Annotated in this window: 10 protein-coding genes; 5 read left to right on the top strand and 5 right to left on the bottom strand. The window is 43.3% G+C overall.

Annotated elements, in window-relative coordinates; all coding sequences use genetic code 11:
• The first annotated feature begins 826 nt into the window (after nucleotides 1–826).
• The gene (locus tag F6K52_RS05975) at nucleotides 827–2,167 is read left to right on the top strand and encodes an FG-GAP-like repeat-containing protein (RefSeq protein ID WP_293075337.1); all 1,341 of its coding nucleotides are present in this window, start codon (nucleotides 827–829) and stop codon (nucleotides 2,165–2,167) included.
• Nucleotides 2,168–2,357: 190 nt separating this feature from the next.
• On the top strand, nucleotides 2,358–2,849 hold the full coding sequence (locus F6K52_RS05970; RefSeq protein ID WP_293075335.1) for a thioesterase family protein: 492 nt from the start codon (nucleotides 2,358–2,360) through the stop codon (nucleotides 2,847–2,849).
• Nucleotides 2,850–2,865: 16 nt separating this feature from the next.
• Here F6K52_RS05970 and F6K52_RS05965 read toward each other — a convergent pair whose 3' ends face one another.
• The 3 genes from F6K52_RS05965 to F6K52_RS05955 all read right to left on the bottom strand — a co-directional run bounded on the left by F6K52_RS05965 (nucleotide 2,866) and on the right by F6K52_RS05955 (nucleotide 6,113).
• The gene (locus F6K52_RS05965) at nucleotides 2,866–4,542 is read right to left on the bottom strand and encodes a hypothetical protein (RefSeq protein ID WP_293075333.1); all 1,677 of its coding nucleotides are present in this window, start codon (nucleotides 4,540–4,542) and stop codon (nucleotides 2,866–2,868) included.
• Nucleotides 4,543–4,706: 164 nt separating this feature from the next.
• A complete protein-coding gene (gene msrA, locus F6K52_RS05960) occupies nucleotides 4,707–5,354 on the bottom strand; it encodes a peptide-methionine (S)-S-oxide reductase MsrA (RefSeq protein WP_293075331.1) in 648 nt (215 codons plus the stop codon).
• A 159-nt stretch (nucleotides 5,355–5,513) separates the two neighbouring features.
• Nucleotides 5,514–6,113 (bottom strand): thermonuclease family protein, encoded by a 600-nt coding sequence (locus F6K52_RS05955; protein WP_293028170.1) that lies wholly within the window; start codon nucleotides 6,111–6,113, stop codon nucleotides 5,514–5,516.
• Nucleotides 6,114–6,444: 331 nt separating this feature from the next.
• Between F6K52_RS05955 and F6K52_RS05950 the strand changes: the two genes are divergently transcribed.
• Both F6K52_RS05950 and F6K52_RS05945 read left to right on the top strand, forming a co-directional pair.
• Nucleotides 6,445–7,182, top strand: coding sequence for a pentapeptide repeat-containing protein (locus F6K52_RS05950; protein ID WP_293075329.1), 738 nt, complete (start codon nucleotides 6,445–6,447; stop codon nucleotides 7,180–7,182).
• A gap of 29 nt (nucleotides 7,183–7,211) precedes the next feature.
• Nucleotides 7,212–8,078 (top strand): SAM-dependent methyltransferase, encoded by an 867-nt coding sequence (locus tag F6K52_RS05945; protein ID WP_293075327.1) that lies wholly within the window; start codon nucleotides 7,212–7,214, stop codon nucleotides 8,076–8,078.
• Nucleotides 8,079–8,103: 25 nt separating this feature from the next.
• On the opposite strand, the gene F6K52_RS05940 is transcribed toward F6K52_RS05945, so the two are convergent.
• Both F6K52_RS05940 and F6K52_RS05935 read right to left on the bottom strand, forming a co-directional pair.
• Nucleotides 8,104–10,605, bottom strand: a complete 2,502-nt coding sequence (locus F6K52_RS05940) for an alpha/beta fold hydrolase (protein WP_293075325.1) — start codon at nucleotides 10,603–10,605, stop codon at nucleotides 8,104–8,106.
• 362 nt (nucleotides 10,606–10,967) lie between these two features.
• On the bottom strand, nucleotides 10,968–11,300 hold the full coding sequence (locus F6K52_RS05935) for a DUF433 domain-containing protein (protein WP_293075323.1): 333 nt from the start codon (nucleotides 11,298–11,300) through the stop codon (nucleotides 10,968–10,970).
• Nucleotides 11,301–11,731: 431 nt separating this feature from the next.
• Here F6K52_RS05935 and F6K52_RS05930 point away from each other — a divergent pair.
• On the top strand, nucleotides 11,732–15,390 hold a 3,659-nt coding region (locus tag F6K52_RS05930), incomplete at its 3' end, for a hydantoinase B/oxoprolinase family protein (RefSeq protein ID WP_293075321.1).

Here is a 15,390-nt window from a genome sequence, read left to right as displayed (position 1 = left end):
CACAGGCTTCTAGTTGTGGCACAGGCTTCGACGCTGTGATCCAAAAAAGATTAAACTTTTGCTTACCTCTTTTATTCAAAAGCACCTCAAGTAGCACAATCTGTAGCGCATTAGCTGATAGGCGATAGGTGATAGCTTACCCACTAACTACCCTGAGGCAGGGAAAAATTACTCATTTATAATTATTAGCTGACTTGATGTTATATAATATTTAGTTTTTACTCAGTACCAAGTCAGTAAAAATTTCATAAAAATTTCATTAATTTTTATAAAAATCCCTATTTTGATAGTGACATTTACGGATTTTTATGGCATTTATACTAATGGTAGGATTTTCTTTCAGTCAAAACACCAAAAAAAACATGAAGCCTGGAATAAAACTATTTTTGTGACTAAGTCATCTCTTAGGGGTGGAATTTTATCAGGGTATCGTTAGCCAGGAAAACTATAGAAAAGGCTTCAAACAATTTATCCAGTTTGACTCGATAAATTTGAGCAGGGCATCTTTGAACTATTAAAGGGGGTGTTTTACCCTTATCGATGTATCTATAAATAGGTATCTAGAAAGGTATTGTACCCTAGATACATCGATAAGCATGATTAAATTTTCCCCAAAAGTTCACAGACACAGACAAAGTTTACAGACTCTTGTGCCATTTCATGGCAGGGAGCTTGAGTAATGTCCGTGTTGTAAGTTACACATCCCGTCAATTAGTGAGTTGGGACTGAGTTGGGATGGAGTAATTAAAAATTTTTTGGTGCATCAGGACGGAAAAGAAAAGCCAACCACTGTAAACACAGATAACTTTTGGGAAAAAACTATCTTATGGTTCTTATTGAAGCAGAAGGCGATCGCGTAACGCGAGAAAACTACGGAATAACCGGTTTCAACAATATTGATCTCGTTGCTTCAGGGGGTCGAGCCGTCGAGATCATAGACTTTGATAACCCGGTTCCAGTTCCCGGTTTGCTGACATTTACATGGACAGCACAGGATGGACCGGCTGGTAAGTACGATATTAGTATTGCCTACTTTGACGAAGAAGATGGGGACTCTCCCCTGACATTTAGTGTCAACGGACAGGTAGTTGGTACATATGTTTATGATCTAAACTTACTTGCTAATAGACCTGAGCCAACAGCTGAGCCAAGAAATTATGTCCCTCTTAGCGGTGGCAATTCCAGTGGCACTTTAAGTGCTGAGGCTAATCCAAATGCCATTTTTCAAAACATAGACCTTGCTCCAGATGATGTAATACAAATCTCGGTACTAGCAAATAGCAATGGTAACTTTACCGACGAAAATGGTGACGGAACTTTCGAGCGAGGGCGACTCGATGCCATTGAAATTACCCGAATCCCCAGTGTGGATCTGTTCTGGCATAATCCTGTCAATGGACAAGTTGCTTTGTGGACTCTAAATGGCCAGGGCACTAGCGTCGAGACGACAGCGTTTATTACCGATCAAAGTGGTCAGGAGGTGTCGGTACTAGAGAACGATGGATTGAAAGCCAGTGGTGTTATAGATTTAGGTGATGGTATCAGGAATCCTCTGTGGCGTGATACGGTGACTGGCGGTATTGCGGTTTGGAACATGGAACGCTCCGAGTTCCAGGATGCAATCACTACTCAGGCACCAGCAGGTCAACCAGGATCAGACCTCAGCTGGGAAATCCGTGGCACGGGAGATGTTAACGGTGGTGGTGCAGAAGAAATCTTCTGGTACAACACATCCAGCGGAGAAATTGCTGTTTGGGAGATAGATGAAACCGGGTTTCAGAATGCTACCTTTATTACGGATAGCAATGGTGAACAAATGATAGAATCACCATTAAGTTCCTGGCGGTTAGTTGCGGCTGGAGACATGGATGGCGATGGTGACGCAGATGCTATCTGGGAAAATATGACTACCGAACAGTTTGCCTACTGGAGGCTCGATGGTACTGTTTACCAGGAGGCAGTACTGATCACTTCCCGACCAGCAGATGGTCCTTGGGAATTCCGTGGTGCCTATGACGCTAACCGAGATGGTATTGATGATTTCTTCTTCCGTAATTCTCAAGGACAGAATGGCCTGTGGATTATCGAGAATAACTCAGTGAGTGAGGAGAATATCTTAGGTATCACTCCTTCGGTTCCAGATATCGACTTCTCCTTCTACGTTTAGGATAGTCAGCAGGTAGCTTTAATTTTGTAATTAGAGTGAATTAGGATTTACGCAAATCCCTCAATTTAAAGCTACCTGTAGGGTGGGCAAGGTTTTGCCCACCCTACCCATGGATTCTGTGCGTAAGTCCTGTGAATGAAAACCCACCCCTTCTGCTTGCGCTCAAGGGTTGGGACTACTAAGTTGAACCATGTCAGAAACATCCCAAACCTCAGCTCAAGAACAGCTAGACAATACCATGCCAAGCGATGAGCTAATCGCCAGCAAAAAAAAATGGTTTGACTATCCAGTGCGAGTCCATCCCCACCACACTGACTATGCTGGTATAGTCTGGCATGGTACCTACCTTCGCTGGATGGAAGAAGCGAGGGTGGAGTACTTACGCTTGATGGGTATGGATTATAGTGATCTCGTCAGGCTAGGATGTGATTTACCGGTAGTAGAACTTTCTGTACGCTATCACCGGGCAATGCAAATGGGCACAGCGGCAGTTGTCAAGACAGCTATTGCCGAAATGAAAGATGTCCGTATGAACTGGAGTTATCGAATTCAATCCCATGATGGGACAGAACTTTACTTAACCGGTCGTGTGACTCTAGTACCCGTTGACCGAGAGCAGGGTAAGATTATGCGCAAATTACCACCAGCGCTAAAGGATGTATTAGAGAAGTTTTCTAGTTGACGCAATAGAACTGAGGTTATAAAGCTATATCAGCATATTGCCACGCTTGTTGATATTGCTGTTTTATAGTTTCTGCTTCTGCTGTTTTTCCTTGTGCTTGCAAACTTTGTGCTAAACCATGTAATGACCAACCATTTTCGGGATAAATATCTAAATCATCACGAAACGCTTGCTCTGCTTGCTCTGGCTGATTCCCTTGGAGCAGGATTGTGCCTAGCAAATTACGGGTAGGAGAATACCAATCTGGTGGTTCATTATAAACCAGCTTATCTTCTAGTGCGATCGCATTTTTTAAGTGACTAGTTGCTGTCGTGTAATCTTGCTCAAGAGTAGCAATTGAACCGGTTAAGACTTCAAGGGCAATTTTAAGAACACTAGGAGTAGAATTCAAACTCGATATTTTAAGTTCTTCTAAATCAGGATCAGCAACTAAACCTTGTAATTTAGCTAATTCTTGATTAGCTTCTTGTTTCTGACCTTGAGAGGTTAAAGCCATACCTCTAGCATAATGCCAAACACCCGTAGCATATTTCAGATCAGTTTTTGGTGCAGGTGTCTCTAGAATTTTATCCCATTTTCCAAAACGCACTTCCGTATAAAGTGGAACAACAGAAAAATGTTGAATTTTACCAGATAAAGCTGGATTAGCCATCATACTTGGATCAACTGCTGCTGTTTGTTGTGCTGCTTCCATTGCTATTTCACTTTGTCCACTCATTACCGCTGCAAACCAAAGGAAATGGTAGTTATGAGGAACATAAGCAATACTATAAATACTTTGAGGATGGGGGGATGCCAGATAGTTACGATCCGCCATCACTCCTTTTTGATTAGCAATAACAGCATCTTGGTAACGTCCCACTCGAATATAGATGTGAGAGGGCATATGGACTAAGTGTCCTGAAGCGGGAACGAGATTGCGGAGATTATCAGCAGCTTCTATGGCTAATTTGGGTTGTTCTTTCTCAGTGGCATGGATATAGAAGTGAGTAGCTCCGGGATGCTTAGGATTTCTTTCTAAGACTGATTCTAATGTTGCTAAAATTGGCTTGGCTTCTGGTTTGAGTTCCCCATTATCCTGCCAGTAGTCCCAAGGCATGGTATCCATTAGGGATTCTGCGTATAGAGTTGCGATATCTAAATCATCAGGATAATCTTGAACAACCTGCTTCATTGCTTGACCATAAGCTAGATCAAGGGAGGAACGATCTGCCATTGGTTGTTCTGAATAACGCTGTGCTAAAGCTTTAATATAAGCCTGTTCCTTTGGAGATGCCTTGTTACTTAGTGCGATCGCTTGTTGAATTGCTTGCCAAGCTTCTGCTACTTGTTCATCTGCCATGGGTGCATTGATATTTGGTCCTTGAACATAAGCTAATCCCCAATAGCACATGGCACAATTAGGATCTAGCCTACTTGCTTCTTTAAAAGCACGAGCAGCTTCAGCATGATTAAAACCGTAGGTAAGGATTAAACCTTGATCAAAATACTTTTGAGCTAAGTCTGAGGTAGTGGAAATAGGATAATGATAATTCCCAAGATTATCTCTTAGTTCTACTCGTTCAATATTTTCCTGGGCAGATGACGCTGAAACTGGATCATTAAACAGGAAAGGGGATAGTAAAATAGGAATAATGATTAATCCTAAACCGACTATAAAACTTATCATCAAAGTTTTAAGCTTTTGATTCATTTTGTTGTTCCTCATACAGTCCCCAATCCCCATCGCTGCTGCATCAGTTAGCCTCAGAAAACTGAATTGCTGCATTTAGTCATTAGTCATTTGTAATCCACCAAAGTCTGTTGGTAGTTACAAATGACCAATGACTAATGAGTGTTTACTACAAAAGTGATGACTTATGAAATTGCAGGGCAATTCACATTTGTGCCACCTAAACCACAATACCCATTAGGATTTTTAGCCAGGTACTGTTGGTGATAGCCCTCCGCGTAATAAAACTCAGGAGCATCTAGTATTTCTGTGGTGATATTACCATGACCGGCGGCCTTCAGAGCTTGCTGATAAGCGTTTTGTGAGGCTTCCGCTAGCTTCTTTTGGTCTTCGGAATAAGTATAAATTCCTGAACGGTACTGAGTACCAGTATCATTGCCTTGGCGCATGCCTTGGGTAGGATTGTGGCTTTCCCAGAAGACTTTCAAGAGTGCTTCGTAACTGATTAGTTTTGGGTCAAATACCACCAGCACTACTTCATTGTGACCGGTCATGCCTGTACAGACCTCTTGATAGGTGGGGTTAGGGGTGACTCCAGCAGCGTAACCTACTGCGGTAGTGAACACTCCCTCTTGTTGCCAGAATCGGCGTTCTGCTCCCCAAAAACATCCCATGCCAAACATCGCCATTTCCAATCCATCAGGATAAGGGGGTTTGAGAGGATTGCCATTGACGTAGTGACGCTCGGGTACTGGCATGACTTCTGAGCGTCCGGGTAAGGCTTCCTCAGGAGTAGGCACGGTAAGCTTTTTCTTAAATCCGAAGAGTACCATCAGTTTTAAATTTTAGTTTTGATCAATGTCTGGACTTACTTAACATTTTGCAACATTTATGACCAAATTACTCATTCGTTAGTGTTAACTACCAATAGAAGCTTTACTGGCTATTGGCTAACTACTAATAAAGACTAACAGGACTAAACACTCTCCGACTCAGGAAGAGGATGATTTAGTTTTTGCTAGACTACGATATTCCCAAGCTGGAACAAACTTAGGGTCTCGCCACAACCCTCGCCGATATCGTTTGGCATTGGCTTCAGCACTATCGACCATTTCCGCACTGGGGCAATCTTTCAGATAAGGCCGATATACCTGTGCTAGTCCTTCTTTTACTAGGACTTCCTGGACAAAGGTGCCATCGGTTAAGCGTACTTCACTGACGCTGCGCCCATAGCGGTCAGTATCAGTTACAGTCAAAACTACCTGATTATCGCTTTGTTTTACCAGTTCCTGAAGTCGCTCCTTGGCTTTATTTCCCCATTTGAATTGACTTTTGTCTACCAATTTGCGGCTTTGCTTCTCTTTTTTGGAATGGGCAATTTCTGGAGCGTCTATACAGGCAAACCGAACTTTGACATCTTTGCCAAACCTGTCAGCGACGAGAATGGTATCCCCGTCAGATACCCGTTTGACAGTGTAATTCCCGATTCCTAACTGGTCTAGAAGGGCAGCACATCCGAACAGACTCAGGATTAGGACGGAGGCTACTATCCATTTGAAAATGTTTTGGATTAGTTGGCGAGTTGGATTCATGGTCAATTACTGTTGACGAGTGTACAGCTTAGCTAAAAAACTCTACTTTTGCCCTATTCCCTGGTTCGACTTTCCGATCAATCCTACTCTCACATCGAAATTACTGTATACTATTATATCAATCCGAAGTCAAACCTCAGAAAAATCCGTGTTACTCTGGGTAACCTCTTCGCCATCTTGCGAGACTTCTAGATGTTTCCATACTTCCATTGGTTACATCCGTTAACCATCCGTTACTCCAACTGACTACTATCACAACTCCGACAGGGATGGCTATAGATTTGACTCTGTATTAATTGATGTTCTCAAGATTCAATCCTAACTACTCAATATGACTATGGTGCTTAAAACGATAACTCTAGTGTCTTCAACTCTAGTTTCTTCTCTCTTATGTCTCAGTTATCTAGGGTTGCCAGCTCAAGCCCAATCCAACACTTTTGCTAATTGCGATCTAGGCGATGATTTAAGTGGTCGTGATTTGAGCTTTGGGAATTTTAGTAACTGTAATTGGAGAAGTATTAATTTAAGAGGGGCTAATTTATCAGGGGCTTATCTCAATAGTATTTTACTCAACCCTAAACTTCAATCTTACCAACGACGGGCGACCGAAGAAGTCAGTTCTGATCTGACCAATGCGAATCTCCAGGGAGCAGATTTAACTCTCGCTAATTTAGAAAGAGCCATCCTGACAAATGCTAATTTAGTAGCTGCTCGTTTATTTGATGCTGACTTAACATCGGCTACATTAGAAAATGCTAAATTAGATAAGGTTTTTGCTCCTGTGGTTCTCTTATATGAGGCTAATTTAAAAGGAGCCACATTAAGTTTGGGGGATTTAACCGGTGCGAGCCTGGCTAGCTCTGATTTAAGTAATACCTATCTGTATAGAACCAAATTAAGCTATGCTGACTTACAAAATGCTAATCTAAGTGGGGCTAATTTAACGGAAGCTAACTTAATCGGTGCTAATTTAACGGGGGCTAATTTAACTGGGGCTAATTTGACTGGGGCTAATTTGTGTAATGCCACTATGCCTGATGGTAAAGTATCTCAGCAAGGTTGTCCTTAATGTCATGATCAAGCAGTAAATTGTAAATTATGGAAAACGAACTGGCAGCAAAAGCCGAAAAAATACCAGAAATCAAAAATGATGTCTGTCGTACCGCAGTAGTAATGGCGGCGAAACGTGCTATTGAATCGAAAAGGGCAGACCGACTTTTTGACGATCCTTTTGCTGCTCAGTTAGTTGGGTCTAAGCAAATACAGTCTTTGATGGATTATTGGGAAAAACAAGACGGTAAAGACCCGAAATCAAATACCCTTCGCATCCAGTTTGTGGCAGTGCGAACTAAATTTTTTGATGATTTTCTGATATCTGTAATACCAGAGGTACGTCAAATTGTAATTTTAGGGGTGGGGTACGATACTAGGGCATATCGCCTACCCTTACCACCTGAAATATCTATATACGAGATTGATTTACCAGAAATCATGTCTCGCAAAGAAGCAATTCTTAAGGATATTCCATCTAAATGTCATCGCCAGTCCATCGCCACAGATTTGCAAAAACCTTGGGTGCATTTATTAAAAAATCATGGATATAAATCTAATCAACCGACAGTTTGGTTGATGGAAGGTTTATTGATGTATCTGGATAAAAAAGAGATAGATACATTACTGCGAACAATTTCTGATATCAGTATCAAAGGTAGTTATTTGGGTGCAGATTTAATAAGTGTAAAGTCGTGGCAAATAGGCTCCAAAACTCAGAAGGGATTAATTAGTAAAAATTGGCGTTTTGGCACCGACGAACCAGAAGAATTATTTGCTAATTATGGGTGGAATGCGTCAGTTATCCAACCTGGAGAAATAAGAGCAAATTATGGACGTTACTCTGTCCAAATCGCACCCCGTTCAGTACCTGGAAGGCGACGTTCCTTTATGGTGACCGCTAAAAAAGAATGATGGATATCCTAGACTAAATTACATTTTACTTATCAATACAATACTCTAGATTTAATAAGACATAGGGAAACAAATTTGTAAACCATCCCCCCCATATTTCTTTAGCTTTTTCGCCTTCAATAAAGGAGTTGACAATACGTTGCCATTGCGGGTCACTCTTAGGGAGAATCATGCCATAGAAATCACAGGTCAGTGGCTGATCTGGAGATAAGGTGTACTGGGATGGGGAGAGTCCTTGTCTGGTGACTTCTCCAATTAATAAAATACCATCGCTTGCAAAGGCATCAATATCGCTATTGACTAATGCTTTGACTCCTTGAGACCTACCTATGTCTCCAGGAAAAACTATTTTCTGAGCATTAGGATAGGTTTGCTCAATAAATTTTTCTGTGAGGCTACTGGGAAGCACTCCAATTTTTAAACTGTCAAGGCTTTGGTAACGATTGAAGACTCTCGGTTGTTGAGAATCCACTAAAAAGTGTGTGCCAGTAATAAAAAATGGTGTCGAGAATTTTATCCCTTCAATATCACTTCTAATAGTATTAGGGCCACACTCCAAATTTACAGTTTCATCTCGGACAATAGCAAAGCGATTTTCCAAGGTTGATTGAATGGCAACAACGTCTAGTTCTATGGGTTTATTGAGTTGTTGGGCAACTTTGTCTTTTAAGGAATTGAGTAGGTCAAAGCAATACCCTTTCCATTCTCCGTTGGCATCAATGTATCCGAAAGGAGCAGCATCTTTTCTAATACCAACTTTTATGGTTCCAGTGCGTTTAATTTGGTCTAAAACTGTTTCTGAAGGCTTCCGTATTGGCTCAATGGCAAGTTGTGGTATGATACTTTGGGGAGGTTGACTGCCAAAGGATTCCTCTAGTTGTTCTGGAGTTAAAGATTTGACTAAATGTAGATCTAGGGAATTCTCAGAGAGGACTTTGGCATAGCTAACACTGAGGTAAGGTCGATAGTTTGGCAAATCCCGAATATGAGTATTAACAAAAGCTAAGCTTAAGGCTTTTAGGTAAGAAAGTCCGACCTGAGGATTGGAACCAAGTAATTCTCTAGGAAACAGGGCAAAATCGTCGTCCGATGCACCACTAGTGGAGAAGTGGTTGCCATCAACAATCATTGCCAGATATTTTTCTGGGGTATTGAGCCAGATGAAGGGGTGAATCTGTTCTGGGACAGTTGGTGCTACTATGTCGTGGCTACCTGCCATAATCATGACTGGCACTTGAATTTTACCCAAGCTAGCTGGACCAAGGGCTGTGCTGGTAATAGGATTAACAGCGATTACTGCTTTGACCCGTGGATCCTGCAAGTCATAATTAAACGGGGGTAAGCGATTGGCAAGGCATTGGAGCAGTACAGAGAGATTGAAGGTTGGGTCTTGATCAGGACACACTTGGCGCAGTCTTAAATCATTAATTTCTGCACCTGCTACGGCTAACGCTGTGTAACCCCCGAAGGAATGACCAATCACACCTACCTGTTCCAGATTCAGCTGATTAGCAAAATTAGGGTCAGATTTAGATAGGTCTTCCAGCTCATCGAGCACATATCTAATATCTAAGGGTCGTTCAATAAACTCTACTGGATTGATTCCATTGGCTAGTCCCTGTAGTACAGCTTGAGAATATTCAACATTACTCCCGACGTGTTCAGGCACCGCTACAGCAATGCCATGGGATGCTAAGTGTTCTGCTAAATAGGTGAAATGGTTGCGATCTGAGGCAAAGCCATGGGACATGACTACTAAGGGGGCTGGTTTGGGATTGCTTTGGGGTAAGTACAGAGCAACCTCAAACTTGGTTTCTCCGGATAACCCTAGAGGGGATTGACGGCGGCGACCGGAAAGGGTGATGATTTGCTCTGTGAAGTTATAAGGACCTGGTTGTTGTAAGTCTGTTAACTGGGAGACATCAATGGTATTCTCGGCAGCGGCTTCTCGGGTGGCTTGGTTTGCGATCGCATTCACGGCTGCATCTCGATATCGAAATAGAGTAGCTAGCTCTTTTCGGACATCGAAGATATAGTCAGTATCAATCAACATCCCCTCGGTAGGAAACTGGCGCACTATATTCATTAGAGTTAGACCTTCCGAGTCAGCTGCTGCCAAAACCAGCGCCCCCCTAAGACTATGTAAACCATTGCGACCAGGGTGGGTTTTGATCATCTTTCCCAAACCTTCCAGAAATGCTTCTCCCATGGGGGATTTACCTAAGCGGGAGATGGCCACAGGACTGATTTTAATCCGCTTTTGGAGTAGCATCCGCAACTGTTCCAAGGCTTCTGGGTTCAGCATTTGGGCGTAGAACTCAAATTCCTTAGTGATTCTGCCCTCATTGGCGAAAATTTCCAGGGATTCCCGGGAAAGGGACAATTTTAACGGACCATAGTTAAAGTAAATGTATTCTGCACTAAGGGCTGGTGTTGGTTTGACTACTGTGGGGAGTATCCCTAAACCAAGGAATAAGCAAGTATATAAAAAACCTAGTAGTTTCTTGGGTTTGGCTTTTGCTTTCACGAGTCTAGTCTTCTCAGTCTTAGGCTTGATGAGGAGGATTATAATACAAACGAAGAGCAATGTATTGTTGAGACTTCTAGTTATAATAATTAATTAATTCAAGTCATCAGCAGGTGAATAATTTGGTAAGCATTCAGCTATCAGCATTCAGCTATCAGTTATCAGCTAATGCGCTACGCGCACGCTACGCGAACAGCTATTAGTCATCAGTTTATGCGCTATACACACGCTACTTGATGTGCTTTTGAATAAAATAAGCTGACCGCTGACTACTGACCACTGACCGCTGATCGCTGAATGCTTACATAATTTGGTCTTGATATTTCTGATCATAATAGCATTGTGCAATTATAATTAACTTTTCAATTAGCTTTCAACTGGGCTTGTTTTTCTGCTTTGATTTTCCGGAGTCGAGCTACTGCAGGATGAGGATTCAAGGCTTGAGCTTTACGCTGTTGATGTCCCCACTCTAGCCAGTCAGCAATGTATTGACTGACTGTGTCTTTGTTCTGTAGATAATATAGAATTGTAGCGTAGACCTCTTCTAAGGTTAGAGTTGAGTATATTTTCGCAATTTCTTCAGCAGTACGCTCTTTAAATAAATACTCGTACAATACGGTTTCAATGCCAATTCGATGACCTTTAATGCGAATGTCATCAGGAGCCATAAAGTTAAAATAGTCTTCTAGTTGCATAATAAATTTGATGGCAATCGCGTGTTAAAATTAGATTTGCACAGAAGATTGATGGAAACAGTAAATAGGACATAGTGATGCATCTATTTTTGATAATTATACCAATAATAGTATCTATAATTTACCAAAATTAAACAGACATGACCACTAATAGTAAAGGTTTGGGATTGCCATAGGATAACTAATTTTAGTATAAATTAGAGTCAACTTGGGCTATGTTTGCTGAATCTCAGAAATAATTCCTGGCTCCCATTGAATGACCACACCGCGATCGGGTCAGACCTCAGCTTGGTGGCCCTGGAATGCTAAGTCACTCTGTCTTAAGGGAAAATATAGTTTGCTGGGACGTTGCTGATGGAGAAAGGAAACTATTGGACAATTCTCCGCCATCTTCCCCATCTTTTTAGTGTTTTATTACAAATCGGGCAAATATGACTACTACTTCCACTGGACGCTGGCAATTCTGGATTGATCGAGGTGGTACCTTTACGGACATTGTGGCCAAACGCCCGGATGGGCAGTTGATAATTCATAAGCTGCTGTCGGAAAATCCTGAACGGTACCAAGATGCTGGAGTACAGGGAATTAGAGAGATTTTAGACATCCCTGTTGGTAAGCCGATACCCAGTGATGCCATTGAAGCGATCAAGATGGGAACGACAGTAGCCACCAATGCGTTATTGGAACGGAAGGGCGATCGCACTGTCCTAGTAATTACTAAGGGCTTCCAAGATGCCTTGCGCATTGGTTATCAAAATCGCCCGAATATCTTTGCCCGTGAAATTGTGCTCCCTGAAATGCTCTATGAACGGGTGATTGAAATAGAAGAACGCTACAGTGCCCAGGGTGAAGAGCTAATCCCGATAAATCTGGTTGAAACCCGCCAATCCTTGCAAGCTGCTTATGATGACGGTATTCGTAGCTGCGCCATTGTGTTGATGCACGGCTATCGCTATCCCACTCATGAACAGCAGATAGCGACCATAGCATTAGAGATTGGTTTTACCCAAATTTCAGTATCTCATCAAGTGACCCCTTTGATGAAGTTAGTCAGTCGGGGGGATACCACAGTGGTTGATGCCTATTTATCACCGATTCTGCGTCGCTATGTAGATCAGGTAGAACAACAGTTGCAGCTTGGCGGGTTGACTAATGAAGCTTTGGAAAATAACCTTCAATCTACCCGGCCTGAAGGCTTACAGGGAAAAACCTCTGGACTATTGATGTTCATGCAGTCAAATGGAGGACTGGCGGACGCGCAACAGTTTCAAGGGAAGGATAGTATTTTATCAGGACCTGCTGGCGGTATTGTCGGAGCAGTACAGACTAGTCGAATTGCTGGTTTTGAGAAGATCATTACCTTTGACATGGGTGGCACCTCTACAGATGTCGCCCATTACAACGGGGAATACGAGCGTACCTTTGAAACTGAGATTGCTGGGGTACGGTTGCGCACGCCAATGATGGCAATTAATACAGTAGCTGCCGGTGGTGGCTCCATTGTCCAGTTTGATGGTGCCCGTTATCGGGTAGGACCAGAGTCAGCTGGGGCAAATCCAGGTCCTGCTTCCTACGGTAAGGGGGGTCCGTTGACGGTGACCGATTGCAATGTGATGGTAGGGAAGTTGCAGCCAGGGTTTTTTCCCAAGGTGTTTGGAGCGGATGGTAACTTGCCGTTAGATGCTGAGGTGGTAAGGCAGAGATTTGAAGGATTGGTAGAGCAGATTGGGGATAACCGCAAACCAGAGGAAGTAGCAGCAGGATTTTTAGCGATCGCAGTCGAGAAGATGGCCAATGCCATTAAACAGATTTCTCTACAACGGGGCTATGACGTTTCCGAGTATACCCTATGTTGCTTTGGCGGTGCTGGTGGGCAGCATGGGTGTTTAATTGCGGAAGCCTTAGGGATCAAGCGAGTGTTCATTCATCCCTTTGCTGGAGTATTGTCAGCTTATGGCATGGGTTTAGCCGATATCAGGGTATTGAAAGAACAGTCAGTTGAAGCTGAGTTACTAGAGGGGTTGGAGTTAGAGGGAATTTTAGCCAAGTTGGTGGCTCAGGGAATAGAAGAGTTGAACCACAACCATGCCCAGGATCGGAATAGTAACGAGATTGAAGTGATTCGCCGAGTCCATTTGCGCTATGAGGGCACCGATTCAGCTTTGGTTGTTGGGTTTGGTCGGATTGATCAGATCACGGAAGAGTTTGAGGGATTGCATCAACAGCGCTATGGATTTATCGTGCCAGGGAAAACCTTGATGGTCGAAGCGGTTTCGGTAGAGTTAGTAAAGCGGATGGCTATCCCAACAGAACCGATACGGTCTCGTCACAGTGGTGAAATGTGTGCTCCCGTTGCCACAGTGCAAATGTATACCGCTAATCGGTGGTGGGATACCCCTGTGTTTAGGCGAGAGGATTGGCAGCCAGGGGATTCGGTGCTGGGTCCGGCTTTAATTATTGAGGCAACTGGAACCAATGTGATTGAGCCTGGTTGGAAGGCAGAGGTGAGTGAACGGAATCATTTGATATTAGTTAAATCTGGTTTGGGAGAGCAGCAAGACAACCTGGAAATGTTGACTAATAGCACTATAGATCAGCTGCAACCAAATACTGTTCAAGCTTCACCCCATCCTGACCCGGTCATGCTGGAAATCTTTAACAATCTATTCCGTTCCATAGCAGAGCAAATGGGCACGACTCTCCAAAATACCAGTTATTCAGTCAATATCAAGGAACGGCTAGACTTTTCCTGTGCGATTTTTGACCAACAAGGGCAATTGGTAGCCAATGCGCCTCATATTCCAGTGCATTTGGGGTCAATGAGTGAAAGTGTCCGCAGCTTGATTGATGCCCATGGTGATAGTCTCAAACCTGGGGATGTCTATATTCTCAACAATCCCTATAACGGTGGCACTCATCTCCCAGATGTCACCCTTGTTACTCCAGTTTTCCTCAACTCTTCCCTAGGGCTAAAGGAACCTTCTCCCCTCTCCCCTTTATTCTTTGTAGCTTCCCGAGGACACCATGCTGACATCGGTGGTATCACTCCTGGTTCGATGCCTCCTAACAGTACCAGCGTGAAGGAAGAAGGGGTATTAATTGACAATTTTCTACTGGTTGAGAATGGTAAATTCCGAGAAAATGAAATCACCCAACTCCTGTTAGGGGGTCAATACCCAGTCCGGAATCTGACTCAGAATATAGCTGATTTACAGGCACAGATTGCTGCCAATGAGAAGGGTGTGCAAGAGTTACGGCAGATGGTAGCGCACTATGGATTAGAGACAGTGCAAGCCTATATGGGTTATGTCCAAGATAATGCTGAGGAGTCGGTGCGCCGAGTGATTGATGTGCTGACAGATGGTAATTTCAGCTATCAGTTAGATGGGGGTGCTAAGATTCAGGTCACCATTACTATTGACCGGAACAACCGTAGTGCCAAGATTGATTTTACGGGTACCTCGCCTCAGTTAGATAGTAATTTTAATGCACCGTCAGCGGTATGCAAAGCAGCAGTGCTATACGTCTTCCGCACCCTAGTGGATGATGATATTCCCCTGAATGCCGGTTGTCTGAAGCCTTTGGAGGTGATTATTCCCGAAGGTTCTATGCTCAATCCTCGTTATCCAGCAGCAGTGGTAGCGGGGAATGTGGAAACATCCCAAGCAATAAGCGATGCGCTCTATGGTGCCTTAGGAGTGATGGCCGCTTCTCAGAGTACTATGAATAATTTTACCTTTGGCAATAAGCGCTATCAATACTATGAAACCATTTGTGGAGGCTCTGGGGCAGGGGTTGATTTTGATGGAACAGATGCGGTACATACTCACATGACGAATTCTCGCTTAACTGACCCAGAAGTTTTGGAATGGCGATTTCCAGTACTGTTGGAAAGGTTTGGGATTCGCCCCGATAGTGGGGGTAAGGGCGTTCATTGTGGGGGTAATGGCGTGATTCGCCAGATTCGTTTCCTAGAACCTATGACTGCAGGCATTCTATCTGGACGTCGAGTGGTGAAGCCTTTTGGCCTAAATGGTGGTGAAGCCGGTGCTTTGGGAAAAAATTATGTGGAACGGAAGGATGGAACGCT

The sequence above is a fragment of the Moorena sp. SIO3H5 genome, assembly GCF_010692395.1.
Lineage (GTDB): Bacteria > Cyanobacteriota > Cyanobacteriia > Cyanobacteriales > Coleofasciculaceae > Moorena.
The sequence above is the reverse complement of the archived record's forward strand: the minus strand, read 5'-3'. Positions and strand labels throughout refer to the sequence as shown.

What these genes read in the sequence shown, in the direction of transcription:
- F6K52_RS05975 (WP_293075337.1), top strand. Translation starts at nt 827, where the DNA reads ATGGTTCTTATTGAAGCAGAAGGCGATCGCGTAACGCGAGAAAACTAC.
- F6K52_RS05970 (WP_293075335.1), top strand. Translation starts at nt 2,358, where the DNA reads ATGTCAGAAACATCCCAAACCTCAGCTCAAGAACAGCTAGACAATACC.
- F6K52_RS05965 (WP_293075333.1), bottom strand. Translation starts at nt 4,542, where the DNA reads ATGAATCAAAAGCTTAAAACTTTGATGATAAGTTTTATAGTCGGTTTA.
- msrA (WP_293075331.1), bottom strand. Translation starts at nt 5,354, where the DNA reads ATGGTACTCTTCGGATTTAAGAAAAAGCTTACCGTGCCTACTCCTGAG.
- F6K52_RS05955 (WP_293028170.1), bottom strand. Translation starts at nt 6,113, where the DNA reads ATGAATCCAACTCGCCAACTAATCCAAAACATTTTCAAATGGATAGTA.
- F6K52_RS05950 (WP_293075329.1), top strand. Translation starts at nt 6,445, where the DNA reads ATGACTATGGTGCTTAAAACGATAACTCTAGTGTCTTCAACTCTAGTT.
- F6K52_RS05945 (WP_293075327.1), top strand. Translation starts at nt 7,212, where the DNA reads ATGGAAAACGAACTGGCAGCAAAAGCCGAAAAAATACCAGAAATCAAA.
- F6K52_RS05935 (WP_293075323.1), bottom strand. Translation starts at nt 11,300, where the DNA reads ATGCAACTAGAAGACTATTTTAACTTTATGGCTCCTGATGACATTCGC.